This is a genomic window from Mycobacterium intracellulare ATCC 13950 (assembly GCF_000277125.1).
Lineage (GTDB): Bacteria > Actinomycetota > Actinomycetes > Mycobacteriales > Mycobacteriaceae > Mycobacterium > Mycobacterium intracellulare.
Genome location: NC_016946.1, coordinates 2758425 through 2783953, shown reverse-complemented (window position 1 = coordinate 2783953; position 25529 = coordinate 2758425). Strand labels below are relative to the sequence as shown.

At 67.8% G+C, this 25529-nt stretch carries 27 protein-coding genes and 1 pseudogene; 12 read left to right on the top strand and 16 right to left on the bottom strand.

All coding sequences use genetic code 11. The features are described 5' to 3' along the window. Positions 1–77: 77 nt before the first annotated feature. A complete protein-coding gene (locus OCU_RS37925; protein WP_014382602.1) occupies positions 78–1337 on the bottom strand; it encodes an alpha-hydroxy acid oxidase in 1260 nt (419 codons plus the stop codon). 19 nt (positions 1338–1356) lie between these two features. On the opposite strand from OCU_RS37925, the gene OCU_RS37920 reads away from it, so the two are divergent. Then, positions 1357–1794 (top strand): DUF1810 domain-containing protein, encoded by a 438-nt coding sequence (locus OCU_RS37920; RefSeq protein ID WP_009953019.1) that lies wholly within the window; start codon positions 1357–1359, stop codon positions 1792–1794. On the opposite strand, the gene OCU_RS37915 is transcribed toward OCU_RS37920, so the two are convergent. Genes OCU_RS37915 through OCU_RS37905 form a run of 3 tightly spaced genes read right to left on the bottom strand, consistent with a single transcriptional unit; the run spans position 1780 to position 4281 of the window. Beyond that, the gene (locus OCU_RS37915) at positions 1780–3108 is read right to left on the bottom strand and encodes an alpha-amylase family glycosyl hydrolase (protein ID WP_014380160.1); all 1329 of its coding nucleotides are present in this window, start codon (positions 3106–3108) and stop codon (positions 1780–1782) included. The genes OCU_RS37920 and OCU_RS37915 overlap by 15 nt on opposite strands. Before the next feature lie 10 nt (positions 3109–3118). Then, a complete protein-coding gene (locus tag OCU_RS37910) occupies positions 3119–3655 on the bottom strand; it encodes an alkyl hydroperoxide reductase (RefSeq protein WP_009953017.1) in 537 nt (178 codons plus the stop codon). Positions 3656–3693: 38 nt separating this feature from the next. After that, a complete protein-coding gene (locus tag OCU_RS37905) occupies positions 3694–4281 on the bottom strand; it encodes a peroxiredoxin (RefSeq protein ID WP_008256883.1) in 588 nt (195 codons plus the stop codon). 101 nt (positions 4282–4382) lie between these two features. Here OCU_RS37905 and OCU_RS37900 point away from each other — a divergent pair, with 101 nt between their 5' ends. From OCU_RS37900 to OCU_RS37885, 4 genes are read left to right on the top strand one after another with little or no spacing between them, the layout of a single operon-like run. Further along, positions 4383–5318: a hydrogen peroxide-inducible genes activator gene (locus OCU_RS37900; protein WP_009953016.1), complete on the top strand. Its 936-nt coding sequence runs from the start codon at positions 4383–4385 to the stop codon at positions 5316–5318. A 36-nt stretch (positions 5319–5354) separates the two neighbouring features. Further along, positions 5355–6056, top strand: a complete 702-nt coding sequence (locus OCU_RS37895) for an EthD domain-containing protein (protein WP_009953014.1) — start codon at positions 5355–5357, stop codon at positions 6054–6056. Between the two features lie 9 nt (positions 6057–6065). Next, on the top strand, positions 6066–6509 hold the full coding sequence (locus OCU_RS37890; protein ID WP_009953013.1) for a TIGR03618 family F420-dependent PPOX class oxidoreductase: 444 nt from the start codon (positions 6066–6068) through the stop codon (positions 6507–6509). Between the two features lie 18 nt (positions 6510–6527). Continuing rightward, positions 6528–7277, top strand: a complete 750-nt coding sequence (locus OCU_RS37885) for an enoyl-CoA hydratase/isomerase family protein (protein ID WP_009953011.1) — start codon at positions 6528–6530, stop codon at positions 7275–7277. Between the two features lie 15 nt (positions 7278–7292). On the opposite strand, the gene OCU_RS37880 is transcribed toward OCU_RS37885, so the two are convergent. Beyond that, complete coding sequence (locus OCU_RS37880; RefSeq protein ID WP_008256874.1) at positions 7293–7478, bottom strand: (2Fe-2S)-binding protein; 186 nt, start codon at positions 7476–7478, stop codon at positions 7293–7295. A 339-nt stretch (positions 7479–7817) separates the two neighbouring features. Between OCU_RS37880 and bfr the strand changes: the two genes are divergently transcribed. From bfr to OCU_RS37850, 6 genes are all read left to right on the top strand, one after another. Beyond that, on the top strand, positions 7818–8297 hold the full coding sequence (gene bfr / locus OCU_RS37875) for a bacterioferritin (RefSeq protein ID WP_008256872.1): 480 nt from the start codon (positions 7818–7820) through the stop codon (positions 8295–8297). 37 nt (positions 8298–8334) lie between these two features. Beyond that, positions 8335–10407, top strand: coding sequence for an MDR family MFS transporter (locus OCU_RS37870; protein ID WP_176476798.1), 2073 nt, complete (start codon positions 8335–8337; stop codon positions 10405–10407). Between the two features lie 65 nt (positions 10408–10472). Further along, positions 10473–10967 carry a carboxymuconolactone decarboxylase family protein gene (locus tag OCU_RS37865; RefSeq protein ID WP_009953008.1) on the top strand — a complete coding sequence of 165 codons (495 nt, stop codon included), beginning with the start codon at positions 10473–10475 and terminating at the stop codon, positions 10965–10967. A gap of 110 nt (positions 10968–11077) precedes the next feature. Continuing rightward, positions 11078–11959, top strand: coding sequence for a TIGR03854 family LLM class F420-dependent oxidoreductase (locus OCU_RS37860; protein WP_009953007.1), 882 nt, complete (start codon positions 11078–11080; stop codon positions 11957–11959). Between the two features lie 57 nt (positions 11960–12016). Next, positions 12017–13369: a type I glutamate--ammonia ligase gene (locus tag OCU_RS37855; RefSeq protein WP_009953006.1), complete on the top strand. Its 1353-nt coding sequence runs from the start codon at positions 12017–12019 to the stop codon at positions 13367–13369. 10 nt (positions 13370–13379) lie between these two features. After that, positions 13380–14495, top strand: a complete 1116-nt coding sequence (locus OCU_RS37850) for an amidohydrolase family protein (RefSeq protein WP_009953005.1) — start codon at positions 13380–13382, stop codon at positions 14493–14495. A gap of 410 nt (positions 14496–14905) precedes the next feature. Here OCU_RS37850 and OCU_RS37845 read toward each other — a convergent pair whose 3' ends face one another. From OCU_RS37845 to ag85B, 8 genes and pseudogenes are all read right to left on the bottom strand, one after another. After that, the gene (locus OCU_RS37845; protein ID WP_009953004.1) at positions 14906–15349 is read right to left on the bottom strand and encodes a nuclear transport factor 2 family protein; all 444 of its coding nucleotides are present in this window, start codon (positions 15347–15349) and stop codon (positions 14906–14908) included. An 85-nt stretch (positions 15350–15434) separates the two neighbouring features. After that, positions 15435–16757, bottom strand: a complete 1323-nt coding sequence (locus tag OCU_RS37840) for a cytochrome P450 (protein WP_009953003.1) — start codon at positions 16755–16757, stop codon at positions 15435–15437. A 55-nt stretch (positions 16758–16812) separates the two neighbouring features. Beyond that, a complete protein-coding gene (locus OCU_RS37835) occupies positions 16813–17235 on the bottom strand; it encodes a lipoprotein LpqH (protein ID WP_008256850.1) in 423 nt (140 codons plus the stop codon). Positions 17236–17247: 12 nt separating this feature from the next. Continuing rightward, complete coding sequence (locus tag OCU_RS37830) at positions 17248–18081, bottom strand: SDR family oxidoreductase (protein WP_014380158.1); 834 nt, start codon at positions 18079–18081, stop codon at positions 17248–17250. Beyond that, on the bottom strand, positions 18078–18557 hold the full coding sequence (locus OCU_RS37825; RefSeq protein ID WP_170320593.1) for an SRPBCC family protein: 480 nt from the start codon (positions 18555–18557) through the stop codon (positions 18078–18080). The genes OCU_RS37830 and OCU_RS37825 overlap by 4 nt, the downstream gene beginning before the upstream one ends. A 35-nt stretch (positions 18558–18592) precedes the next feature. Further along, positions 18593–19030, bottom strand: coding sequence for a resuscitation-promoting factor RpfC (gene rpfC / locus OCU_RS37820; protein ID WP_014380156.1), 438 nt, complete (start codon positions 19028–19030; stop codon positions 18593–18595). A gap of 105 nt (positions 19031–19135) precedes the next feature. Then, a pseudogene (locus OCU_RS51085) lies at positions 19136–19720 on the bottom strand (chorismate mutase). 90 nt (positions 19721–19810) lie between these two features. Further along, positions 19811–20803: a diacylglycerol acyltransferase/mycolyltransferase Ag85B gene (gene ag85B, locus OCU_RS37810; protein ID WP_009952996.1), complete on the bottom strand. Its 993-nt coding sequence runs from the start codon at positions 20801–20803 to the stop codon at positions 19811–19813. A 626-nt stretch (positions 20804–21429) separates the two neighbouring features. On the opposite strand from ag85B, the gene OCU_RS37805 reads away from it, so the two are divergent. Then, positions 21430–22566 (top strand): DUF7159 family protein, encoded by a 1137-nt coding sequence (locus tag OCU_RS37805; RefSeq protein WP_026071387.1) that lies wholly within the window; start codon positions 21430–21432, stop codon positions 22564–22566. 19 nt (positions 22567–22585) lie between these two features. On the opposite strand, the gene OCU_RS37800 is transcribed toward OCU_RS37805, so the two are convergent. From OCU_RS37800 to OCU_RS37790, 3 genes are read right to left on the bottom strand one after another with little or no spacing between them, the layout of a single operon-like run. Further along, the gene (locus tag OCU_RS37800; protein WP_009956806.1) at positions 22586–23146 is read right to left on the bottom strand and encodes a YceI family protein; all 561 of its coding nucleotides are present in this window, start codon (positions 23144–23146) and stop codon (positions 22586–22588) included. Between the two features lie 12 nt (positions 23147–23158). After that, a complete protein-coding gene (locus tag OCU_RS37795) occupies positions 23159–24172 on the bottom strand; it encodes an alcohol dehydrogenase (protein WP_009956807.1) in 1014 nt (337 codons plus the stop codon). Positions 24173–24181: 9 nt separating this feature from the next. Beyond that, entirely contained in the window at positions 24182–25468 is a 1287-nt protein-coding gene (locus tag OCU_RS37790) for a cytochrome P450 (protein ID WP_009956808.1), read from the bottom strand. Positions 25469–25529: the final 61 nt, after the last annotated feature.

Here is a 25529-nt window from a genome sequence, read left to right as displayed (position 1 = left end):
TGAGTCTGATGCGCTTAACCCAGCCCGGCGCCGGTTTGTTCCCGCGCGCCCCGGCCAGCGCGGGGGTGCGGCCGGCCTCACACCGGCGGCACGGGCCCCAGGCGCCGCAACTGCGTGACGTGCCGGGGCGAGAGCTCCTCGAGGCACGTGACGCCGAGCAGGCGCATCGTGCGGATCACTCCCGCGGCGAGGATGTCGATGGCGCGGCTCACCCCGGCCGCGCCGCCGGCCATCAGGCCGTAGAGGTAGGCCCGACCGACCAGCGTGCACCGGGCGCCCAGCGCGACCGCCGCGACGATGTCGGCGCCCGACATGATGCCGGTGTCCACCAGGATCTCGGTGTGCTGACCCAGGTCGCGCGCCACCGTCGGCAGCAGGTGAAACGGCACCGGGGCCCGATCCAGTTGGCGCCCACCGTGATTGGACAACACGATCCCGTCGACACCGCGGTCGACGACCGCGCGGGCATCGTCAAGCGTCTGAATCCCTTTGACGACGAGCTTGCCCGGCCACTGCTCCTTGATCCACTCCAGGTCATCGAAGGTCAGGCTGGGATCGAACATCGTGCTCAGGTATTCGGCGACCGTGCCGGGCCAGCGGTCCAGCGACGCGAACGCCAAAGGTTCGGTGGTCAACAGGTCGAACCACCACTTCGGGTGGGGCACCGCGTCCAACACGGTGCGCAGCGTCAGCGTGGGCGGGATCGTCATGCCGTTGCGGTTGTCGCGCAGCCGCGCGCCGGAGACCGGGACGTCCACGGTGGCCAGCAGGGTGTCGAAGCCGGCCTCGGCGGCGCGTCTGACCAGCTCCATCGAGCGTTCGCGGTCCCGCCACATGTAGAGCTGAAACCACTTTCGGCCTTGGGGCACGGCCGTGACGAGGTCCTCGATCGCGCAGGTGCCCAACGTGGACAGCGAAAACGGGATCCCCGCCCTGGCCGCCGCCTGCGCGCCGGCGATCTCGCCCTCGGTGTGCATGAGCCGGGTGAATCCGGTGGGCGCGATCCCGAACGGCAGCACGACCGGCTGGCCGAGCACATCCCACCCCGCGGTCACTTGGGAGACGTCGCGCAGGATCGCCGGATGAAATTCGATGTCGCGGAAGGCTTGTCGGGCGCGTTCGATGGACAGCTCGTCTTCGGCCGCGCCATCGGTGTAGTCGAACGCCGCCTTCGGGGTGCGCCGCTTGGCGATGCGCCGCAGGTCTTCGATGGTGTAGGCGGCGTCGAGCCGCCGCTTGGTCGCGTTCAGCTCGGGCCGCTTGAACTGCATGAGCGGGGCGAGATCGCGCACTTTGGGTACTCGTCGGCGAACGGCCTTCCGTCTTTCGAGTTCCATAATGTGCAACCGTAGTCAGGTGAGATCTGCAGGCGACCCGTTCGATCTCCAGCGTTTCGTGGACGCGCAGGAGCCGGTGTACGGCGACGTCCTCGACGAGCTGCGGGCCGGACGAAAACGCAGCCACTGGATGTGGTTCGTCTTCCCCCAACTGCGCGGCCTGGGCGGCAGCCCGACCGCGGTCCATTACGGCATCTCCTCGCTGGACGAGGCTCGGGCGTACCTGCGTCATGAGCTGCTGGGGCCGCGGTTGCGGGAGTGCGCCCGACTGGTCACCGCGGTGCAGGGGCGCTCGATCGGGCAGATCTTCGGCTCGCCGGACGACCTCAAACTGCGCTCGTCGATGACCCTGTTCGCCCACGCCACCGAGGACGACGAGGACTTCGTCGCGGTGCTCGACAAGTATTACGACGGCCGCCAGGACGCGCTGACGTGCGAGCGCCTAGACCGAGCTTAGGATCCGCCACCCGTGCGGCTCGACGGCGACAGCGTCCACGACCTCCGGCGGCGGGGCCGCCGATCCGCCGATGACCTGCGCGCGCCCCGGGCCCAGCTCCGGCAGCGACACGTGCAGGGGTTCGTCGTCGATGTTGAGCACCACCAGCAGGGCGTCGTCGCCGTTGCGCGCCTCGTAGACGTAGTGCCGGTTTTCCAGCCGTAACGCGGTGGTGGACGCCGCGTGCAGCCAGGGGTGGCGCCGTCGCAGCCCGACCAGGTACTGGTGCAGCCCCCAGGTCTGGACGCCGAAGTCATCCAGTTGCAGTGGGGGAGAGCCGAATTCGGGGCGCACAGCGTCGTCGCCGCCGAACCGTTCTTCCTTGACGCCGCGGAACCCGAGCTCGTCGCCGGCGTAGACGCTGGGCACCCCGCCGATGGTGAGCAGCAGCACCAGCGCGTGGGCCACATGCGCGGGGTTGTCCAGCTGGCTGGCGATGCGGGTGACGTCGTGATTGCCGATGAAGGTCAGGGGCGCGAAGCGGCTCAGAAAGTCGTTGTGGCGCTGCAGCGCCCAGTCCAGCTCGAAGAAGTTGCCGTCGTTGAGGCTGCTCCAGATCGCCTTCCACAGCTCGTATTGGGTGGCCGAGTCGAAGGTGGCGGCGTCGACGACCGCGGCGTAGTCGCCGTGGATGAGTTCGCCGACGAACCAGGCATCCGGATAGCGCTCGCGCACCCGGGGCAGGGTCGAGGCCCAGAAGTGTTGTGGCACGGCATAAGCCGCGTCGAGGCGCCAGCCGTCGGCGCCGCGGCCCAACCAGTGCGCCATCACCTCGACGGTGTAGTCGACGACGGCGGGGTTGTCGTGGTTGAGGGTGATCAGCCCGTCGTGGCCTTCGAACGTGTGAAAGCGCCCGGGACGTCCGCGGAACCAGCGCGCGGCGACGTCGTCCTCGGCAGCCTCGCGGTGGCGCGGAAAATCCACCCCGACGTGGTTGAACACGCCGTCGAGCAGGACGCGCAGGCCGCGTCGGTGCGCCTCGGCGACGAGGTGGTCGAAATCGGCATCGTCGCCGAGCCGGGGATCGATGCGGTAGTGGTCGGTGGTGTCGTAACCGTGTGTGCGCGAGGCGAAGATCGGGCCCAGCGCGATGCCGGACGCCCCGAGTTCGATGGCGTGGTCCAACCAGTCGACGAGCCGCCGCAACCGGTGTTGATGCGGTTGCGGCGGCTCGTTTGACTGCGGTACGGGGAACGCGCCCACGAACCCCAGCGGGTAGACCTGCCACCAGATGGCGTGCTGGACCCAGTCGGGTCCGGACACGGCGCTGGTCACGACGGCGCGATCAGCCGACGGTCGCCAGCGTCTGGGAAGCGACGATCGCTTGGGCCACGCCGGAAACGATCGCCGCGGCCTTCAGCGCCTCCTGGATGGTTTCGCGGCTGACACCGGCCTCGCGCAGCGTGTGCTCGTGGGCCGCCACGCAATCCGGGCATCCGTTGATCGACGACACTGCGAAGCACCACAGCTCGAAGTTCGCCTTCTCCACACCGGGATTGGCGATGATGTTCATCCGCAATCCCGCGCGCAGGTCGTCGTACTTGCCGTCGAGGAAACCCCGGCCACGGTAGAACACGTTGTTCATCGCCATGACCGATGCGGCTCCCAGCGCCGCGTTGTACGCCTCGGCGGACAGAATGTCGGCCGCCTCCGCGCCAATCTCGCTGAGCACCTGCGTGTTCCGGGTCGCCGCGGCGCTCGCCAACAGCGTGCCCCACAGCTGCTCCTCGTCGAGCTCGGTCGTACGGGTGATCGAGCCCAGGTTGAGCTTGAGGTCCTTGGCGTACTCCGGCAGCGCTTCCTTGAGGTTCTCTACGCTCATCTCGCCTCCTGTTCAGACCCTACGGGATCAGCCCCGGATCAGGCCGACTGCTTGAGCAGCTCGGTGGCGTCGAGCGTCGGGTCGCCCTTGCGCCAGTTGCACGCGCACAGCTCGTCGGACTGCAGCGCGTCCAGCACGCGCAGCACTTCCTCGACGTTGCGGCCCACCGAACCCGCGGTGACCGAGACGAACTGGATCTCGTTGTTGGGGTCGACGAGGAAGGTCGCCCGGTCGGCCACACCGTCGGCGTTGAGCACACCGGTGGCCAGGCTCAGCTCCCGCTTGATGTCCGAGAGCATCGGGAAGGGCAGCTTTTTGAGGTCCTCGTGCTGCGCACGCCAATTGAAGTGGACGAACTCGCTGTCGATCGACACACCCAGAACCTGCGCGTCGCGGTCGGCGAATTCGTCGTTGAGCTTGCCGAAGGCGGCAATCTCGGTCGGGCACACGAAGGTGAAGTCCTTCGGCCAGAAGAACACCACGCGCCATTTGCCGGCGTGGTCCTCGTTGGTGATGGTGGTGAAGTAGTCGCCGGGCTGCTTGGCGTCGACCTTGGACAGATCGCCGGCGATCAACGCGGTGAGCTCGTAGGCGGGGAACTGGTCGCCGATGGTCAGCAGAGGCATATCGCTCCTTATCTGGATTTACTCAAGATTAGCTTTCTTCCACCATGTTGCCGCGTACCCTGGTTGAAGTAAAGGTGATATTTCCCACTACACTTATAGGTATGACCGATAAGAGTTATCAGCCGACGATCGCCGGCCTGCGCGCGTTCGTGGCGGTGGCCGAGAAGCATCAATTCAGCGGTGCCGCAACGGCTCTCGGCGTCAGCCAGTCGACGTTGTCGCAGGCGCTCTCGGCGCTGGAGGCGGGCTTGGGCACCCGCCTCGTCGAGCGCTCGACACGGCGTGTCTTCTTGACACCCCAGGGTACGGAGCTGTTGCCGCGCGCCCAGGCCGTCGTCGAGGCGACCGACGCCTTCACCGCCGCGGCGGCGGGCGCCTCGGATCCGTTGCGGGCCGGCATGAGGCTGGGCCTGATTCCCACGGTGGCGCCCTACGTGCTGCCGACCGTGCTGGCCGGGGTGGCCGAGCAGCTTCCGGGGCTGGCGCTGCGGGTGACCGAAGACCAGACCGAGCGGTTGTTGGCGGTGTTGCGCGAAGGGGCATTGGATGCGGCATTGATCGCCCTGCCCGCCGAGGGCGCCGGGGTCAGCGCGATCCCCATCTACGACGAGGATTTCGTCCTTGCCCTGCCCCCCGGCCATCCGCTGGCGGGCAAGCGCCGGGTTCCGGCGACGGCGCTGGCCGACCTGCCGCTGCTACTGCTGGACGAGGGGCACTGCCTGCGTGATCAGGCGCTGGATGTCTGCCACAAGGCCGGGGTCCGGGCGGAGCTGGCCAACACGCGGGCGGCCTCACTGGCGACCGCGGTGCAATGCGTAACGGGCGGTTTGGGCGTCACGCTGATTCCGCAGAGCGCGGTGCCCGTCGAGGCCTCGAGAAGCCGCCTGGGCCTGGCACAGTTCGCGGCGCCGCGCCCGGGCCGGCGAATCGGCTTGGTCTACCGCTCGTCGAGCGGGCGCGACGAGTCCTACCGTCAGCTGGCCGGGCTCATCGGGAAGCTGATCAGCGGCCAGCATCAGGTGCGCCCGGTGAAGTAGGCCTATCCGGCGGGCCCGCACCGGTAGGTTCGGCCTATGGAAAAGGTAATCGCGGTGCTCATGCGCGCCGACTCCGACGACGATTGGTGCGCCCGGCAGCGGGGGCCGGTCGCCGATGCGCTGCTGGAGCTGGGTGTGCCCGGATTGTCGGTCAACGTCCGCGACGACGCCGTGCGCCAATCGTTGATGACGCTCACGACGCTGGACCCACCGGTCGCCGCGGTGGTGAGCATGTGGACCCAGCAGTGCTACGGCGAGCAGATGACGTCCGCGCTCGAGCTGCTGGCAAAGGAGTGTGAGCAGCTCGCCGCGTACCTGGTGACGGAATCGGTCCCGCTGAGCGCGCCCGCCGTCGAGTTCGGTTCCCGCACACCGGGTTTGGCCAACATCGCGTTGCTGCGTCGGCCCGCGGGCATGGACCAGGCGACGTGGCTGACCCGTTGGCAACGCGACCATACACCGGTAGCCATCGAGACACAGTCGACGTTCGGCTACACCCAGAATTGGGTGGTGCGCGCGCTCACCGAAGACGCGCCGGGAATCGCCGGCATCGTCGAGGAGTTGTTTCCCGCGGAGGCGATCACCGATCTTCAGGCATTTTTCGGAGCCGCCGACGACAACGATCTCCAACACCGGTTAGGACGAATGGTGGCCAGCACGACGGCCTTTGGCGCCAACGAGAACATCGACACCGTGCCGACGAGCCGCTACGTCATCAGCACGCCGTTCACGGACTGAGGACACCAGATGACGACACTGCGCGACGCCGTGGCATTGGCCGCGGCGGAGAACGGACTGGCGGTGGTATCGACCGTCCGGGCTGACGGGACCGTGCAGGCGTCACTGGTCAACGTGGGCCTGTTGTCGCACCCGGCGAATGGTCAACCGGTGCTGGGGTTTACCACCTACGGAAGAGTCAAACTGGCCAACCTGCGGGCCCGGCCGCAGTTGGCCATCACCTTCCGTAACGGGTGGCAGTGGGCGACGGTCGAGGGCCGCGCGGAGCTGGTCGGCCCCGACGACACCCAGCCGTGGCTAACTGATCCCGATCGGTTGCGAGTCCTGCTGCGCGATGTGTTCGTTGCGGCGGGCGGTACCCACGACAACTGGGACGAGTACGACCGGGTGATGGCTTCCGAGGGGCGCGCCGTGGTGCTGATCGCCCCGACCCGCGTCTACAGCAACGGCTAGCCTCGCTACGCTGCGGGGGTGACGCTGCAGATCGACGACGACAAGCGGGTGCGCACCCTCACGCTGAACCGCCCGGAGGCGCTCAACGCCTTCAACGAAGCCCTCTATGACGCCACCGCCGAGGCGCTGCTGGCCGCCGCCGACGATCCCGAGGTGGCCGTGGTCCTGCTGACCGGAGCGGGTCGCGGGTTCAGCGCCGGTACCGACCTGGGTGAGATGCAGGCGCGCATCACCGACCCCGGCTTCACCCCGGGCAAGCATGGCTTCATCGGACTCATCAACGCGCTCAGCGCCTTTCCCAAGCCGCTGATCTGCGCGGTGAACGGTGTCGGCGTGGGGATCGGCGCCACGATTCTGGGCTATGCCGATCTGGCGTTCATGTCGTCGACGGCCCGGTTGAAGTGCCCGTTCACCAGCCTGGGCGTAGCCCCGGAAGCGGCGTCGTCCTATCTGTTGCCGCAGCTGGTGGGCCGGCAGAACGCCGCGTGGTTGTTGATGTCGTCGGAATGGGTCGACGCCGACGAGGCGCTGCGGATGGGCCTCGTCTGGCGGGTGTGCCAACCGGACGAGCTGCTCCCGCAGGCCCGCCACCACGCCGAAATCCTTGCCTCCCGGCCGATTTCGAGCTTGATGGCCGTCAAACACACGATGATGGAGCCGGTCCGCCCCGAGATCACGGCGGCCACCGCGCGGGAAAACGCGCACTTCGCCGAGCTCATGGGCGCGCAGGCCAACGCCGCGGCGCTGGCTGATTTCAACAAGGGCTGAAACGGCGTTCCGGCGTCAGGCCGACGGCGCTGTCTCTAACTTCGCCGCGTCGGCGAGGATCGCGCGCAGGGTGCGCCGGCAGCGACCGCAGTCACCGCCCGCCCCGCATGCCGCGGCGATTTCCTTGGAGGTCGACGCGCCCTGCGCGACGACGTCGCACACGGTCTGGCTGGTCGCCCCGACGCACAGGCACACGTACATCAGCGCACCTCCCGCATGTGGGCGTCCCCTTCGTCGACGGCTCGTTCGAGCGACCCGATGCCGGTCCCGCGCCTGGCCTCCCGGGGACTCGGGGCCCCGGCCGGAGGTGCGAAACGAACAAGCCGCATATTAGTGGAGTCTAACCTAACCTGCTTAGTGCAGTCTAACCTAACAACCGGGTGCTTAGACTAGCTCGACAACGCACTGAGTGCAGCCAAACCTTGCTAGAACATTTGCGGCGACCGTGGCAAAGTGCTGCTACGGGCCGGTTTTGTGCGCTCCAGCCCAGCGCACGGATCGCGGCCGAACATGCCAGCAGCAGACACCGTAGGAGTGAAAATGCAAGGGGATCCGGAAGTTTTGCGTCTGCTCAACGAGCAGTTGACCAGCGAGCTCACCGCGATCAACCAATACTTCCTGCACTCCAAGATGCAGGACAACTGGGGTTTCACCGAGTTAGCTGAGCACACCCGCGCGGAGTCCTTCGACGAGATGCGACACGCCGAGGCGATCACCGACCGCATCCTGTTGCTCGACGGGTTGCCGAACTACCAGCGCCTCTTCTCGCTGCGCATCGGCCAGACCTTGCGCGAGCAATTCGAGGCCGACCTCGCCATCGAATACGAGGTGATGGACCGCCTCAAGCCGGCCATCGTCTTATGCCGGGACAAGCAGGATTCCACCACCGCCACCCTGTTCGAGGACATCGTCGCCGACGAGGAAAAGCACATCGACTACCTCGAGACGCAGCTGGAGTTGATGGACAAGCTGGGCGTGGAGCTGTACTCGGCACAGTGCGTCTCGCGGCCCCCCAGCTGACGCGGGCGGCGGGCAAGGTAGGTAACGTCGGGCCGGCATGACGAGCCCGAGAGCAGCGGTGACCCAGGCGACCCCGGCGGCGAATTCCGCGCCCAGCGGCGAGCTGATCAGCCCCCAACGGCGCAACCTGATCTTCGTCGCGATCGTCCTGGGGATGCTGCTCGCGGCGTTGGACCAGACCATCGTCGCCACCGCGCTGCCGACGATCGTCGCCAACCTGGGCGACGCCGGCCATCAGTCCTGGGTCGTCACCAGCTATCTGCTCGCATCGACCGTCGTCACCGCGCTGGCCGGCAAGCTCGGGGACTCCTACGGGCGCAAGCGGGTGTTCCAGGCGGCGATCGTCTTCTTCGTCGTCGGATCGGCGTTGTGCGGGCTGTCCCAGTCGATGGCCATGCTGGTGGGAGCGCGTGCGCTGCAAGGGATCGGCGGCGGCGCCATCACCGTCACCGCCAGCGCGCTGATCGGCGAGGTCGTCCCGCTGCGGGAGCGGGGCCGGTACCAGGGCATCCTCGGGGCGGTCTTCGGCGTCACGACGGTGATCGGGCCGTTGCTGGGCGGCTACTTCACCGACTACCTGACCTGGCGGTGGGCGTTCTGGGTCAACGTGCCGATCTCCGTGGTCGTGATTTTCGTTGCGGCCGCGGCGATTCCAGCGCTGGGCGCGTCCGCCAAGCCGATCATCGACTACTCCGGAATCGTGTTCGTCGGCCTGGGCGCGGCGGGCCTGACGCTCGCCACCAGCTGGGGCGGGACGCTGTACGCGTGGGGGTCGCCGACGATCATCGGCTTGTTCGTCGGCGCCGCGGTGGCGCTGGGTGTTTTCGTGGTGGTGGAACGTCGCGCCGCCGAGCCGATCCTGCCCATCCGGTTGTTCGCCAGTCCGGTGTTCGCCGTGTGCTGCGTGCTGTCCTTCGTCGTGGGTTTTGCGATGCTGGGCGCGCTGACGTTCCTGCCGACCTATATGCAGTACGTCAACGGGGTCTCGGCGACGACCTCGGGTCTGCGCACGCTGCCCATGGTGGTCGGGATGCTGATCACCTCGACCGGCAGCGGAACCCTGGTCGGCCGCACCGGCCGCTACAAGGTTTTCCCGGTGACCGGCACCGCGCTGATGGCGCTGGCGTTTTTGCTGATGTCGCGCATGGAGCCGTCGACGTCCGCCCTGATCCAGTCGCTGTACCTGGTCATCCTGGGCGCCGGGATCGGATTGTCCATGCAGGTGCTGGTTCTGATCGTGCAGAACACGTCGAATTTCGAAGACCTCGGCGTCGCCACGTCGGGTGTGACGTTCTTTCGCACCATCGGAAGTTCTTTCGGGGCGGCGATATTCGGCTCGCTGTTCGTGAACTTCCTCGACCGCCGCATCGGTCCGGCCCTGGCGGCCAGCGGCGCGCCGCCCGACGCGGTCAGCTCGCCCGGGGCCCTGCACCGGCAGCCGCACGATGTGGCCGCGCCCATCGTGGCGGCCTACGCCGATTCGCTGACCGAGGTTTTCTTGTGGGCGGCGCCGGTGGCCGTGGTCGGTTTCGTGCTGGCCCTGTTCCTGCGCGAGGTCCCGCTGCGGGATATCCACGACAGCACCGTCGATCTCGGCGACGCGTTCGGCATGCCGACCTCCGAGACGCCGGACCAGATGCTGGAGAACGCGATCGCACGGATGTTGCGCGGCGAAACCGGCATGCGGTTACGCAGCATCGCCATGCGGCCCGATTGCCGGCTCGACGTGGCCGGGCTGTGGGGGGTCCTGCGCATCAATCGCTACACGCAGATGTACGGGACCGCCCGTCTCACCGACATGGCCGACTATCACCGAATACCGTTCGAGGTTCTCGAGCCCACTTTCGCGCGCCTGGCCGCCGGCGGTTACGCGCGAAGCGACGGCGACCAACTGTCGCTCACCCCGGCCGGGGCCCAGCAAGTCGGCTACGTGCACTCGCTGCTGGTGGCCTGGCTCGTGGACAAGCTCGCCCGCTCGCCGGGCTTCGAGGGCCGCCCGGACCGCCGCGCGGTGCAGGCCGCGCTCGAACGCGTCGCGCATCGGGTTCTCGCCCAACGTGATTGGCATGAGGAAACGCCAACCGCGGCGATCGGTCCGGCCGCTCGCTAGCCGGTGGCTCCACCCGTTTCGCGACAACCGCGACCCAGGTCCTTAGGCGGGCGTACCATCACGCCATGAGCCGAATCGGAACATTTGCTGACGACGACCTGGCCGGCTGGTTTGTGAAGTCTCCGGACATCGGCGGCGCGCTCGGTGCCTTCAGCCAGGCGGTCTACACCAAGAACCGGTTGCCGTTGCGCACGCGCGAATTGGCGCGCGCCGTGATCGCTCACCGCAACGAATGCGTCGTCTGCGTCAACACCCGCGACGAGGACGGACCCGCCGCGGGTGTCGACGAGGAGCTGTACGACCACGTCCACGAATGGCGCACCTGGCCCGGCTACAGCGACCAGGAGCGGCTGGCGGCCGAGTTCGCCGACCGCTTCGCCACCGACCACACCGGCCTGCGCGACGACGAAGACTTCTGGACGCGCTGCGCCGAACACTTCTCCGACGAGCTGCTGGCCGACCTGGCGCTCTCCTGCGCGCTGTGGGTGGGCATGGGCCGGGTGTTGCGGACCCTCGACATCGGCCAGGCCTGCAAGCTCACCATTCCCAGCCGCGCATAGCCGTTTGCGCCCTCCGAACTCCGGGCAGCAGGCGATGACGCGCGCCGCGGGCACAAAACGGGGCGCCGCGGCGTTGCGCGACGGGTGAGACCACGCAGGAGGAGGCTCGGGTGAAGGTTCGCTTCGGCGTCGGGCTGGGCGCGGACACCGCCCCACATCAGCTGGCCGCCATCGTCGACCACCTCGAGGCCAACGGCGTGGATTCGCTGTGGTTTTCCGAGCTGGTGTACTCGCCGGCCGTCGATCCCACGGTCGGGATGGCGTACGCGCTCGCCCGGACGAGCCGACTGAAGGTGGGCACCTCGGTGGCGGTGCTGCCGGGCCGGCATCCGGTGCTGGTGGCCAAGCAGCTCGCGTCGCTGGCGGCCGTCGCCCCGAAGCGGGTCCTTCCGGTGTTCGGCTTGCGATCGGCGATACCGGCCGAGCGCGAGGTGTTCGTGGTTCCCGACGGTCAGCGGGCGGCGGTCTTCGACGAGTCGCTACGGGTGCTGCGCGCGGCCCTGGAAGGGGATTCGGCCACGTTCACGGGCCAATACTTCACCGTCACCGGCGCGGCGGTCGCCCCGAAACCGGTGCCGCCGCTGGACATCTGGTTGGGCGGCTCGGCGCCCGCCGCGTTTCGGCGTATCGGGGCGCTCGGCGACGGCTGGCTGGGCAGCTTCCTCACCCCGGCGGAGGCCAGGACCGGGCGCGAGGCGATCGAACGGGCCGCGGAGCGGGCCGGCCGGCACATCGAACCCGACCACTTCGGGATCTCGCTCGCCGTCACCGAGGGCGAGCTGCCCGCGGAATTGGCCGCGGCGGTCCGCAAGCGCCGACCGGACCTCGACCCCGGTGAGCTGATCGCCGCCGGGTGGGATCAGCTGCACCGCCAACTGGACGCGTACCTGGAGGCCGGGTTGACGAAATTCGTCATCCGGCCGGCCGGTCGGGCCCCCGTGGACGGATTCCTCGATCGCTTCGTCTCCGAACTCGTCGGCCGCCAGAACTGACCGGCCACGCGGGACGATTACCCGACCGCACCACCACGAGGCTGCAGAATGACTGCCATGACCGGCACACCGCTTGCCGCCGCGGCGATTGCCCAGCTGGAGGGCGAGGGCGTCGACACGGTCATCGGCACCGTCGTCAATTCCGCCGGGCTCACCCTGGCCAAGGCCGTTCCGATCCGCCAGACGTACACCTTCGCCGATCCCGGCCTAGGCGCCAGCCCCTCCTGGCACGCGTTCGCCATCGACCAGACCGGCATCGCCTTCACCGCCGACGTCGGCGTGGTGGGGGACCAACGCCTCCGGATCGACCTGTCCGCGTTGCGCATCGTGGGCGACGGCCTGGCGTGGGCGCCCGCCGCGTTTTTCTCCCAGGACGGCACGCCGGTCCCCACATGCGGCCGGGGAACGCTGCGGCGCATAGAAACGGCGCTCGACGACGCCGGCATCGAGGCGGCCGTCGGGCACGAAATCGAATTCCTGTTGGTCGCGCCGGACGGCGGCCGGTTGCCGTCGGCGGTGTGGGCCCCGTACGGCCTCGCCGGCGTGCTGGAGCGTGAAGCGTTCATCCGGGAGGTGATCGGGTCGGCGACGGGAGCCGGCGTCGCGATCGAACAATTCCACCCCGAGTATGGCGCCAACCAGTTCGAGATCTCGCTGCCGCCGCAACCGCCGGTCGCCGCCGCCGATCAGCTGATACTGATGCGGCTCATCATCGGCCGCGCGGCGCGCCGCCACGGCCTGCGCATCAGCTTGTCACCCGCCCCCTTCGCCGGTGCCGTCGGATTCGGTGCGCACCAACATTTTTCGCTGACGACGCCGGAAGGTCCGCTGTTCTGCGGCGGCGCGGGCGCCGCGGGCATGACGCCGGCGGGGGAGAGCGCGGTGGCGGGCGTGGTTGGTGGCCTGCCGGAAGCCCAGGGCGTGCTGTGCGGATCGGTCGTCTCGGGTCTGCGGATGCGGCCCGGCAATTGGGCCGGCGCCTACGCGTGCTGGGGCACCGAAAACCGCGAGGCCGCAGTGCGATTCGTCACCGGCGGACCCGCCAGCCCGCGCGGCGGAAACGTCGAGGTCAAGATCGTCGACCCGTCGGCCAATCCGTACCTGGCGTCGGCGGCCATCCTGGGGCTCGCGCTGGACGGCATCAAATCCGGGGCCCCGCTGCCGCCGGAGGTCACGGTCGACCCGGCGGCCCGCTCCGATGCCGACCGCGCGCGTGACGGCGTGGTGCGCCTGACCGATTCGCAGGCCGAGGCGATCGCGGCGCTGGACGCTTCGGAGCGCATGCGGTGCATCCTGGGCGATCCGGCGGTCGACATGGTGGTCGCGGTTCGCCGACTGGAACACGAACGCTACGGCGATCTGGACCCCGAGCAGCTGGCGGACCGATTCCGCATGGCCTGGAGCCTGTGACGGGCCGTTGATGAGCGCCGAGACCCGCGACCTGGCCGAGCACATCGGCGCGGTGTCGCTGATCGATCAGCACGTCCACGGTTGTTGGTTGGCGGCCGGCGACCGACGGCGATTCGAGAACGCACTCAACGAGGCCAACACCGAGCCCATCGCCGACTCGGGTTTCGACTCCCAACTCGGGTTCGCCGTGCGCGCGCACTGCGCCCCCGCCCTCGGCCTGCCCGAGCACGTCGACCCGCAGGCCTATTGGGACCGTCGTCGCCAGTTCGCCGAAGACGAACTGGCGCGGGTGTTCCTATCGGCCGCCGGCGTCGGGGACTGGCTGGTGGACACCGGGATCGGCGGGGGCGGGGTCGCCGGCGTCGGGCAGATCGCCCGGATGTCGGGCGGCCGTGCGCACGAAATCGTGCGTCTCGAGGAGGTGGCCGAACAGGCCGCCCAAGCCGCGGGTGACTATGCGGCGGCGTTCGAGGAGATCCTGCATCGGCGCGCGGCCGACGCCGTGGGCACCAAATCGATCCTGGCCTACCGGGGCGGTTTCGAGGGTGACCTCAGCGAGCCGTCGACGGCGGAGGTCGCCGAGGCCGCCGACCGGTGGCGCGCGCGCGGCGGGACGCGATTGCGGGACCGGATCCTGCTGCGGTTCGGGTTGCATCAGGCGTTGCGACTCGGCAAGCCATTGCAATTCCACGTCGGGTTCGGCGATCGGGACTGCGACCTGCACAAGGCCAATCCGTCCCTGCTGCTTGACTTTCTGCGCCGGTCGGCCGACGTCCCGATCGTGCTGTTGCACTGTTATCCCTACGAGCGTGAGGCCGGTTATCTGGCGCAGGCGTTCAACAACGTCTACCTCGATGGCGGACTGAGCGTGAACCACTTGGGGGCGCGGTCGCCGGCGTTCCTCGGGCGGCTGCTGGAGCTGGCGCCCTTTTCCAAGATCCTCTACTCGTCAGACGGTTTCGGTCCCGCGGAACTGCATTTTCTCGGGGCGGTCCTGTGGCGCCGGGGCCTACACCGGGTGCTACGCGAATTCGTCGACCGCGGCGACTGGAGCGAGGCCGACGCCATCCGGGTGGTCGATCTCATCGCCCGCGAGAACGCCCGCAGGATCTACGACCTCGCGTAGCCCGGTCCTCGGCCGCGAAAGCGCGGCCACGACATTTTTCACAAATTCCGCTGTAACCCGCCGCGGGGGCGCATAGGCTTCGGGAGACGAATCGGGCAACGTCACCAAACTGAGGTAGCAAGGAGGTTTGGGCACATGTTGTCCCGCGCTGCGTTCGTCGACGCAGCCATCGTTACCGTCGCCGCTTCGGCGCCTCCGCCCTACGCGTCACGCAGTGGGGGTCGCCACGCCACCAGTTCTGGTGACTACGTGTCATATCCGCACCAGGGCGGGTTGTAGCCAAGCCCTATCGCCGTTGCCGAGGGAGTGCCGGAATGGTCTATGAGGGGTGGCCATACCGGCATTCCACGGCAGCGCGTGCCAAGCCGGCGCATTACGTTGCGCGGCAGCGCAATTCGCGAACGTCTGATTCAGACCAGCGCTGACGCGTCGAACACCCAGCTAGTGTCCCCATTTGCCAGTGCTTCGAAGTGGTTCGGGGGAGCGAACGCGACGAGGCTGTTCATGTCCCAATAGTCTTTCCAGACGGTGATCTTGCCGTCGACGACTTTGTGGACGGTCACGAACCGCAACACGCCCTGTTCGCCGGTCGCGAATGTCCATGTCTCCGAGTGCTCGTAGAGCACGTCGGAACCGTTGGACACCAGCACGCCGGTGTGGTTCTCGTAGCCCGCCAGGTGTTCCAGACCCATCTTGAGTCGTTTGACGATGCCCTCGGGGCCGCGGGCCGACAAGGCCGGAACCGGCATGTCGACGTAGAGGCAGTCGTCGGACAAGAATGTCGGGATCGCCTCCCAGTCGCGGCGCGAAAGGGCCTGCCACAGCCCACGGACGACATCCTCGACCGTGATCATAGATACCTCTGTCATACCGGCAAATAAACTCGGTTGCCGCGCCGGTGTCAACTACTGCGGCCGTTCGCGCCGCAATCGCGATCGGTCAGCTTTCGGCGGCGGCCATCGACCGGGCCGGCCCGAGCGCCGCCGGCAGCGACGACCATCCCCGCAGCACGCGGGTCTCGCGCCGGCTGCCGGCGCCTGCCGCGCGCACCTCGGGGAAGCGGTCGAAGAACGTCCGCAGCCCGACTTCGCCCTCGGCGCGTGCCAGCGCCGCCCCGAGACAGAAGTGCCGGCCACCGGAAAAGGCGAGATGCCGCCCGGCGTTTGGTCTTTCGATGTCGAAGCGGTGTGGGTCGCTGAACACCGCCGGATCCCGGTTGGCGGCGGCCAGGTACACCAGCACCAGGTCGCCTCGGGCGACCTGGTGCCCCGCGATCTCGACATCGCCCCGCGCCATCCGGGCGGTCAGCTGCACCGGCGATTCCAGCCGCAGGATCTCCTCGACGGCGTTGGGCCACAGCTCCGGTCGTCGCCGTAGCGCGTCGAGGTGCTCGGGCGCGTCCAACAGCGTGCGAATCCCGTTGCCGAGCAGGTTCACGGTGGTCTCAAAGCCCGCCGCCAACACCAGTCCGGCGATCGCCTGAAGCTCGTTTTCGTTGAGATAGGTCTCCGCGGAGCCACTTTCGGCGGTCTGGATCAGCTGGCTCATCACGTTGTCGCTGGGTTCCCGGCGCAGCCGCTGCAGGTGTTCGGCGAGCCAGGAACTGAAGCCGGCGATCCCGTCCTGCACGCTGCGGTACTGCCGCCACGGCAACCCGATATCCAGGCTCGGCGCGGCCAGCTCACCGAATTCCAGGACCCGCGGCCGGTCCGACTCGGGAACGCCGAGGATCTCGCTGATGATCGAGACCGGAAGTTGCGCACAGTAGCGCCCGACGATGTCGACGACGCCGGACTCACCGGTCAACCGCTCCAGCAGGTCGGCGGCCGTCTGCTCGACGCGCTCACGCAGGGCGGCGACCGCCCTGGGCGTGAACACCGCCGACACGGTCTTGCGGTAGCGGGTGTGGTCGGGGGGCTCGACGGCCAGCAAGGAAGGGGCACGCAGGGGGTGCAGGAGGTCGTCGCGGGTGCGGCGCTCGAGCCATCGCAAGGGCGCGGGCAGATTCGATCCGAAGATCACCACCCGGAAGTCGTCGGACCGCAACAGCTCGTGGGCGAGCGCGTGATCGGCGGTCAGGTAGGCGACGCGGCCCTTCACCAGTTTGCCCCGGGCCCGGACCTCGTCGTAGAAGCGCACCGGATCGGCCGCCACCGCCGGATCGGCGATCAACCGGGCCTGGACGTCACCCCGGCGCGCGCCGTACGCCGCGGCGCCGCGGATGAAGCCGTGCATCGCGAACCAGTGCAGTCGTTCCTTCACCGGCCCTCCCTCGCTCTGGTGTCGCTACGAGCGTAGGCCGCGCGCATCGGGGGAGTCAGCACTCCGCGACGATTTTGAATTCGGTGGTCACCACCTTGTTGGGATTGCTGCTGTTGATGCCGTACGCGCTGCCGGTGATGGTGTACGCGTCATGGGCGAGGTCGACATGCGCGTCTCCCACGCCGCCTTGCCAAAAGCTGCCGGTGAAGCCGTCGACGTTGCGGATCTTCACCCACTGCGGCATGACCCGGTAGCCACTGAGCAGCATCACCGCCTCGACGCCGCCGTCGTGGTCCGGAATCTTGATGGTCCGATACATCTGGTCTTGCCGGCACGCGGGGGGACGTGTCGTGTGTGTGGCGCCGTCGATGGTCAGGCGGGCGGCGCGGCGGGGCGTCGTCTGCGCCGCGCTGCACCCCGCGACGCCGACGACGACCGCCGCCAGGATCAAAGCGACTGTGGGCAAGCGGTTTTGCACCAGCCGACCTCCTTACTGCCGCTTCGGCGCTAGCGCGGGTAGGGCCTTGACGATACTGCGTCGCACGAGTTCGGGGCTCAGGCCCTTGAAGAAGTCAATCAGGCGAATGCTTTTGGGCACATACCAATGCAGCCGCTTCTGCTGGTGGTAGGCCTGCCACGCGGTTTCGGCGACGCTGCTGGCCGGCATCAGCCGCAGCGGGCCTCTTTTGGGGGCGGTGGCGCGCAACTCCTCGGCGGTTCTCGGCGCGGCGCCGTCGCCGGAGTGGTTGGTCGTCGTGGTGAGGATGGCGGTGTCGATCAGACCGGGCAGCACGTCGGCGACGCGCACCCCGTGCCGCTGCCATTCCACGCTGAGCGCCTCGGTCAGGCCCTTGACCGCGTGCTTGGTCGACGAGTAGACCGCGAGGCGGGGCATGCCGTAAGTCGCGGACGAGGACGACGTCGAAAACATCAGGCTGCCGGGGGTTTTCTTCAGGTACGGCAGCGCGCCGTAGGCGCCGGTCAGCACCGCTTTGTAGTTCACATCGACGAGGCGCATCGCGGCGTCATACGGCACGTCCTCGAACCACCCGGATTCGCCGACGCCGGCGTTGTTCCACATCATGTCGAGGCCGCCGCCGGCGTTGCCGGAGCAGAAGTCGGCCAGGGCGCCGTCCAGGGCCGCCTTGTCCGTCACGTCGACGGCGCGGGTCCACAGCCGGTCGCCGCCCAATTCTTGCTGCAGCGTGGTCAGGCCGTCGTCGTTGCGGTCCACCGCGCCCACCCGCCAGCCCTTGGCGTGGAACAGCTTTGCGCCTTCGCGGCCCATGCCGCTGCCGGCGCCGGTAATGAAGACCGATTTCACGACGCGTCGGCCTCGACCACGTCTTTGATGCGGTTCAGCGTCTTGGTCATGTCGCGGATGTTGCGGCGCTTGCGCAGAAATCCGCCGAACAACCAGTACACGCCCAGCCAGGGCGCGGGGTTGAGCCGAAACGACTCGGTGACGTCGGTCCCGCCGCCGCTGGGCGCCAAGCGGTAGTGCCAGTTGTTGACCTCCCGATCACCGAGCAGCACGGTGAAGCCGAATTCGCGGCCCGGATCGCACGCGGTGACCTTGCAGGTCGTCCAATACACGGGTCCCATTTCATTGCGCCGGACGTGGCCGCGGAATTTCGCGCCAAGGGCCGGGCCGGTCGCATCGCCCAGCCACTCGGCCTCGAAAACTTCCGGGGAAAACCGTCCGGTGTTGCGCACGTCCGCGATGAGATCCCAGATCTTGGCCGCGGGCGCCGCCATGTGAACAGTCGCCGAACCTTCCATGGGCTGATCCAAACACAGCTTGGTGCCGGGTCATAGACCACGCGGGCGTGTCATCAGTGCGGGACGGCCGCCTGGATCAACCCGTTGATGATCTGCTTGATGCCCTGCGCCGGGTGCGAGTACCAACCGATCGGCAGGCCGGACTGCGCGCCGCACTTCGGCCAGGGCTCCACGCCCTCTTCCGCGAAAACCCGGTTGGCCACGGCGATTTGCTGCTCCCTGGAGGCGGCCGCCGGGTTGCCGACGCCGCCGTAACGCGCCCAGGTGGCCGGCTTGAATTGCAGTCCACCGTAATTGCCGTTTCCGGTGTTGGCGTGCCAGTTGCCGCCGGATTCGCATTGAGCGATCGCGTCCCAGTTGGGAGCGGCGTCCGCGCTCACCACACCCGTGGACGAAGCCATCGATGCTGCAACGAACCCGCCGACCGCTATGGACTTGACGAGAAGCTTGCAGAGATTCTTCATGTCAAGGTTTTCGGCGCGTGTGGCCAAAGCGTTACCTATTCGAAAATGGCGCGAGATATGCCTTCTATCTGCGGAAATCGCGTTATCGCCAGGCCAAATTCGACGGTTAGGAAATGGTGAGGAAAAATTAAATTATTGCTGGCAATACGATTGCGTCGCTGACCAGAGGGCGCGTCGGTAGAGGCCGTCGAGCCGACGACTCGCGACGATGGCGCCCCTGGCGGCGTCGAGCTGGCCCGCGCACGCCGGCGAGTGCAGCACGTCCCAGTTGGCCGATATCTGCGCCAGCATCGCCTGGTTGAGGCCGTCGATCGTCGACCGCGAGGCCGCGAGGTCCGGGGAGTCGGCCGGGGCGTCACCCGGATTGAGTTTCCAATCCGCGAACCGGCCGTATTCGATGGCCTCGGTCGCGCCGATCTGGTCACCGAAGACCCGGGTGATTTAGTCGCGGTCGATGCGTGCGGCGACGGCGTCGTCGCCGAGCTTTGCCAATTCCTGCCGGACGCGAACGGGGTCCTCAATTGCCCCGTGGGTGTTCCATTTATAGGCGGCCACCGGGTCGGCAACCTGTAGCCGTTGCGCGGCGGCGTCGACCAACGGGGTCAGGCGATTCGCGTCGTCGGCGCGGGCCGGCGCCGCCCACACCGCCAGGCCGCCGACCACGGCGACACACAGGGGAACGAGACGGACGCGGTGCGGGCGCGCGCTGCGGGACATAGCGACGATTCTGGCGTGAATCGCCGCCCCTTAACGCACTACTGCGCCTGACGTGTCGTCAAGCGCAGTAGTGGCGTCAGGTGAATAGGGTTATCCGCCGCCGCCCGAGGAAGCGCCCAGCGCGCTCTGCAGGTCGGGCTTCATGGCGTTGAGCTGGGCTCCCCAGTACTCCCAGCTGTGTGTTCCGTTGGCGTTGAAGTTGAACACGGCGTTGTGGCCGCCGGCCGCGTTGTACGCGTCCTGGAACTTCAGGTTGCTGCTGCGCACGAAGTTCTCCAGGAACTCGGCAGGCATGTTCGCCCCGCCCAGCTCCGACGGTGTCCCGTTACCGCAGTACACCCAGAGCCGGGTGTTGTTACCGACCAGCGCCGGGATTTGCAGGCTGGGGTCGTTGCGCTGCCAGGCCGGGTCGCTCGACGGGCCCCACATGGCGTCCGCCTTGTAACCGCCGGCATCTCCCATCGCCAAGCCGATCAGCGAGGGGCCCATGCCCTGGGACGGGTCCAGCAGCGCGGAGAGCGATCCGGCGTAGACGAACTGGTTGGGGTGGTTCACGGCCAGGATCATCGCCGAGGAGCCGGACATCGAGATGCCGACCGCGGCGCTGCCGGTGGACTTGACGCCCTTGTTCGAGGCCAGGTACTGCGGCAGTTCGCTGGTCAGGAAGGTCTCCCACTTATAGGTCGAGCAGCCGGCCTTCCCGCACGCGGGCTGGTACCAGTCGGCGTAGAAGCTGGACTGACCGCCGACCGGCATGATGACCGACAGACCCGACTGGTAGTACCACTCGAACGCCGGGGTGTTGATGTCCCAGCCGTTGTAGTCGTCTTGAGCCCGCAGCCCGTCCAGCAGATAGACCGCGGGGGAGCCGTTGCCACCGCTTTGGAACTGGACCTTGATGTCGCGACCCATTCCAGCGGACGGCACTTGCAGGTACTCGACGGGCAGGCCCGGACGCGAAAACGCATTCGCGGTCGCCGCGCCGCCGGCAATACCGATCAGGCCCGGCAGCGTTGCAGCCGCGGCTGCACCGACCACAAGTCGGCGCCCCCAGGCCCGGACCTTCTCGCTCAGATCTGTCATACCTGCCCCTTGTCGGATGTGATCGAATGTGATCGCGGTCTCACAGGAATTTACCGTGTAAGTCCGTCAAATGTCGATTGGGACGCGGACGCGTCTCGGTTTCGTATCGCTTTTACCTCGCAATTTCGCCACCCGGGGATCCGAGCGGCGACCATCGGCGAGTACCCGCTCGGCGTCCGCCTAACCGAGCCGCCGCAAAAGTCGCCGGCCGGCGGCCTCCGGTGTGCGCGGCGCCGAAAGCCCTTGAGACCGCGCGATAGACACAGCGCGCGCCCGATCGACCCAGATGCGCTTTCGGCGGACGGTCAGCGGGAGTGCGTGTCGCGCCGTCGACCGTCTGAATCGGGCATCGGGTGCACAGCGACACCGGAATTGTGTGCATATCCGATGAGAACGGCGCGGCGTCCCCATCCGATCAACCCAATTGGGATTATCGGCGTGTCGCGAGGCGGTGTGGACCGGCGCCGCCCGGTTTGCGCCGACCGCGTAGGCTCTGTCGAAGCAAGCCGATGAAGACCACGCTATCCCGTGTCTGTTCCGGCCCTCACGAACCTCCGCACCAGCGGTTTGATGGTGCGCGTCGGTGCGTCTGGGAGCCGAGGCGCGGGACCGATTGGGGCATAGATTTGGACACGGTACTTGGCCTGTCAGTGACGCCGACCGCCGTCGGCTGGGTCCTCGCTGAGGGACACGGCGCAGACGGCACCATCCTGGATCACCAGGAGTTGGCGCTGCGCGCCGGCCGAGGTGTCCGCGCCGTGAACACCGCGGAGCAAGTCGTCGACGAGGTCTTGCGGGTCGACACGGCGGCGGCCGCGAGCGATCAACGACTGCGCGTCATCGGGGTGACCTGGAACGACGACGCAGCCGCTCAGGCGGCACTGGTGCTGGAGGCGTTGACCGACGCGGGTTTCGACAACGTCGTGCCGGTCCGGTTCCTCGAGGCCATCGAGACCCTGGCGCAGGCCATCGCACCCGTCATCGGTTACGAACAGACCGCGGTCTGCATTCTCGACCATGACGCCACGACCGTCGTCATGGTCGACACTCAGGACGGCGAGACCCAGACGGCGACCAAGCAGGTGCGCGGCGGCCTCGACGGCCTGACCCGGTGGCTGACCGGCATGTTCGACCGCGACGGATGGCAACCCGGCGGGGTTGTCGTCGTCGGCGCACACCGCGACATCGACGGTTTCTCATGGCAACTCGAAAAGGCCTTGCCGGTACCGGTTTTCGTGCAATCGATGGCCCAGGTGACGATCGCACGGGGCGCGGCGCTGTCCGCGGCCCGCAGCACCGAGTTCACCGACGACCAGCTGGTGGCGCACCACAGCGAACCCATTTCCTCAGCGCCGGCACGACAGCGGCACCTGTCGTACGCCGGGGCCCTCACGGCGTTGGCCGCCGGTGCGGTCACGTTCGTCGGCTCGGTGTCGCTGGCGGTGGGGATCCACGTGGGCCCGGCCAGCGCGCCCGCGTCCAAGCACACCACCCACCCGTCCACGCCCCAGGCCGCCGAGGCGGCCCCGGCCGTCGCGCCGCTTCCGGCGCCCCCACCGGTCAAGCGACCCACCCAGCCGCCCGCCGCCGGCGAGTCCGCTGCCGAGCCGGCCGCGCCGGAAGAGCAGCCGGGCGTCGGTGGCGATCGGCAGCCGGATCCGGGTAACGGGCAGCCCTACTTGACCCGCGTGCTCGAGCACATCCCCGGGGACGCGGGCGACGCGGCCGATTCGGCGCCGCGCGCGGCGGGCGGGCAGCCCTGATCTCGCCCGGAAATTTTGTTCACCCGTCCTTGGCGTGAACCGCGGTAAACGTCAATGACACGTCGTCGGCGACCTGGACCGAGCCCATCAGCAGCGAGTAGGGCTTGACGCCGTAATCGGTTTGCCGGACGGCGGTTTCACCCGATATGCGCCACGCGTTTCCGAGATCTTCGGTGCGCACGTCGACGACGTGGTCTCGCGAGGTGCCATGGATCTCGAGCGTGCCGGTGAGCCGGTACCCGTCGCCGGCCCGCTCGATGACATCCGCACTGTAGCGAATCTCGGGAAATCGCTTGGCGTCCAACGACTTCAATGCATTGGAGCGCACCTGCGCCTTCTCGGTCGCGGACAGCCCTTTGATGCCGCCCTCGGCGTTCACCACGGCGAAGGAACCGACGTCGACCGCAAGTTCGGCGCTGACGGGTCGCGAACCCGCCCAATTCACGGTGGCACGCCAGCGCGACATCACGATGGTGAGGCGGTGGCCCATCCGCGCCGCTCGCCCGGCAACACCGGTGTGGAGCAACAGTTCACCGTCGGGCGGGCCGATCGTCCACGTCGCGCCCTTCTCAGAAGTCACGGACCGACGCTGTCACATGGTCAAGACGGTGCGGTAATGCGCTCGCCCCTGCTCCAGCGCCGCATAGCCGTCGGCCGCCTGCGCCAGCGGTAACTCCTCGATCCACGCCCGAACGCCGGACAGGACCGCGAAATGCATGGTGTCCTCGACGTCTTTGGCCGTACCGGAGGGATGCCCGACGATGCTGACGCCGGGGGTGATCAGCTGTACGGGGCTGATCTGCAGCGGCTCGGGCGTGACGCCGATGGTGACCAGTTCACCTTGCGGGACGATGCCGCCGACGGTGGCGGCCATCGCCTTCGAATTGCCCGCGGTGGCCAGGACGACGGTCGCGCCGCCCAAGTCCTTCAGCGCTTCGGCGGGATCGTTGGCGGTGGAATCGATGTAGTGATGGGCGCCCAGTTTCCGGGCGTCATCGGCCTTGCCGCTGCCGCGGTTGATCGCGATGGTCTCGAAGCCCATCGCCCGGGCGAACTGCACGCCGAGGTGGCCCAGGCCACCGACGCCCAGTATCGCCACGCGATCGCCGGGCAAGGCTTTCGTGTGACGCAACGCGTTGTAGGTGGTGACGCCGGCACACCCCATGGGGGCGGCTTCGGCGTCGGAGAGCTCGGCCGGTATCCGGGCCAGGGCGCTCACCGGGACGGTCACCGATTCCGCGTATCCGCCGGGATACTGCCAGCTCGGCACCTTCCCGTTCGCGCAGTGAATGAAGAGGCCCTTGCGGCATTGATCGCAGTGGTAGCAGCACCCGCCGAACCAACCGACCGCGACGCGATCGCCGATCGCGAAATCCTGCACGCCGTCACCGACTTCGGCGACCTTGCCTGCGATCTCGTGTCCGGGCGTCAGGGGCCACGAGATGCCCGGGAACCCCCCGTTGACGAAGTGCGCGTCGGTGCCACAGATCCCGCACGCGCCGACCGTCAGTCGTACCTCGTCGCGGCCGGGTGGTTGGGTTTCGACTTCGGCCAGCTCTAGGGGGCCGCCTGCGGACTGGATCCGGACAGCTTGATGTTTGGGCATCGGCTTAGCTTAGTGCGCGGCAGGGACTTTCGCTTTTCCATCGGTGTGGTAGTCCACCTGCCAGTGCTTGATCCCGTTGAGCCAGCCCGACCGCAGGCGTTCGGGCTTGCCGATGGACTCGAGGTCGGGGATGCCGTCGGCGATCGCGTTGAACATCAGGTCGATCGTCATGCGCGCCAGGTTCGCCCCGATGCAGTAGTGGGCGCCGGTTCCGCCGAACCCGACGTGCGGGTTGGGATCGCGCAGGATGTTGAACGTGAACGGATCGTCGAAGACGTCCTCGTCGAAATTGGCTGAGCGGTAGACCATTACGACCCGCTGACCCTTTTTGATCCGCACACCGGACAGTTCGTAGTCCTCGAGCGCGGTGCGCTGAAACGAGGTGACCGGGGTGGCCCACCGGACGATCTCGTCGGCGGCGGTGCCGGGACGCTCCTTCTTGAACAGCTCCCATTGGTCGGGAAAGTCGGTGAAGGCCATCATGCCCTGGGTGATGGAGTTGCGGGTGGTCTCGTTTCCGGCCACCGCCAACAGGATCACGAAAAAGCCGAATTCATCGTCGGAAAGCTTGTGTCCGTCGATGTCGGCCTGGACCAGCTTGGTGACGAGGTCTTCCCCCGGATTCTTCGTCCGCTCGGCCGCCATCTGCATGCCGTACATGATGAGTTCGACCGAGGCGGTGATGGCGTCGTTGTTGGCGAATTCGGGGTCCTGGTCGCCGACCATCTCGTTGGACCAGTGGAACAGTTTCTTGCGTTCTTCCTGCGGCACGCCCATCAACCCGGCGATGGCCTGCAGCGGCAGTTCGCACGACACCTGCTCGACGAAGTCGCCGCGGCCCTCGGCGGCCGCTTGCTCGACGATGTGGCGGGCCCGCTCGGCGAGGTCTTCGCGCAGGCGCTCGATGGCCCGTGGCGTGAACGCCCGCGAAATGATCTTGCGCAGCCGGGTGTGCTGCGGCGCATCCATGTTGAGCAGGACGAACTTGCCGCGTTCGATCTGCTCGCCGACCGTGCCGTCCTTGTAGCGCGGCAGCGCGGTCTTCTGCAGGCTGGAGAACACGTCACTGCGGAGCGAGACCTCTTTGACGTCCTTGTGCTTGGACACCACCCAGAAGCCGCCGTCGTCGAACCCGCCGGCACCGATCGGTTGTTCGTTCCACCAGATCGGCGCCGTGCGGCGCAGCTCGGCCAGTTCTTCTACCGGCAATCGCTCGGCGTGGATGTCCGGATCGGTGAAGTCGAAGCCTGGAGGCAGATTGGGGACCGGCTTGGTGCTGGGCTCGACGGTTGACATGGCGCACTCCTCGATACGAAGTCGTCTAGGCGTCCTTGTGCAAGGAAACCATTGCCGGACC

Excerpts from the sequence above, each read along its gene's own strand:
- OCU_RS37790 (WP_009956808.1), bottom strand. The coding sequence starts at position 25,468 with ATGTCAACCGTCGAGCCCAGCACCAAGCCGGTCCCCAATCTGCCTCCA.
- OCU_RS37895 (WP_009953014.1), top strand. The coding sequence starts at position 5,355 with ATGGAAAAGGTAATCGCGGTGCTCATGCGCGCCGACTCCGACGACGAT.
- OCU_RS37795 (WP_009956807.1), bottom strand. The coding sequence starts at position 24,172 with ATGCCCAAACATCAAGCTGTCCGGATCCAGTCCGCAGGCGGCCCCCTA.
- OCU_RS37880 (WP_008256874.1), bottom strand. The coding sequence starts at position 7,478 with ATGTACGTGTGCCTGTGCGTCGGGGCGACCAGCCAGACCGTGTGCGAC.
- OCU_RS37850 (WP_009953005.1), top strand. The coding sequence starts at position 13,380 with ATGAGCGCCGAGACCCGCGACCTGGCCGAGCACATCGGCGCGGTGTCG.
- OCU_RS37910 (WP_009953017.1), bottom strand. The coding sequence starts at position 3,655 with ATGAGCGTAGAGAACCTCAAGGAAGCGCTGCCGGAGTACGCCAAGGAC.
- OCU_RS37905 (WP_008256883.1), bottom strand. The coding sequence starts at position 4,281 with ATGCCTCTGCTGACCATCGGCGACCAGTTCCCCGCCTACGAGCTCACC.
- OCU_RS37845 (WP_009953004.1), bottom strand. The coding sequence starts at position 15,349 with ATGATCACGGTCGAGGATGTCGTCCGTGGGCTGTGGCAGGCCCTTTCG.
- OCU_RS37900 (WP_009953016.1), top strand. The coding sequence starts at position 4,383 with ATGACCGATAAGAGTTATCAGCCGACGATCGCCGGCCTGCGCGCGTTC.
- ag85B (WP_009952996.1), bottom strand. The coding sequence starts at position 20,803 with ATGACAGATCTGAGCGAGAAGGTCCGGGCCTGGGGGCGCCGACTTGTG.
- OCU_RS37870 (WP_176476798.1), top strand. The coding sequence starts at position 8,335 with ATGACGAGCCCGAGAGCAGCGGTGACCCAGGCGACCCCGGCGGCGAAT.
- OCU_RS37865 (WP_009953008.1), top strand. The coding sequence starts at position 10,473 with ATGAGCCGAATCGGAACATTTGCTGACGACGACCTGGCCGGCTGGTTT.
- OCU_RS37855 (WP_009953006.1), top strand. The coding sequence starts at position 12,017 with ATGACCGGCACACCGCTTGCCGCCGCGGCGATTGCCCAGCTGGAGGGC.
- bfr (WP_008256872.1), top strand. The coding sequence starts at position 7,818 with ATGCAAGGGGATCCGGAAGTTTTGCGTCTGCTCAACGAGCAGTTGACC.
- OCU_RS37925 (WP_014382602.1), bottom strand. The coding sequence starts at position 1,337 with ATGGAACTCGAAAGACGGAAGGCCGTTCGCCGACGAGTACCCAAAGTG.
- OCU_RS37890 (WP_009953013.1), top strand. The coding sequence starts at position 6,066 with ATGACGACACTGCGCGACGCCGTGGCATTGGCCGCGGCGGAGAACGGA.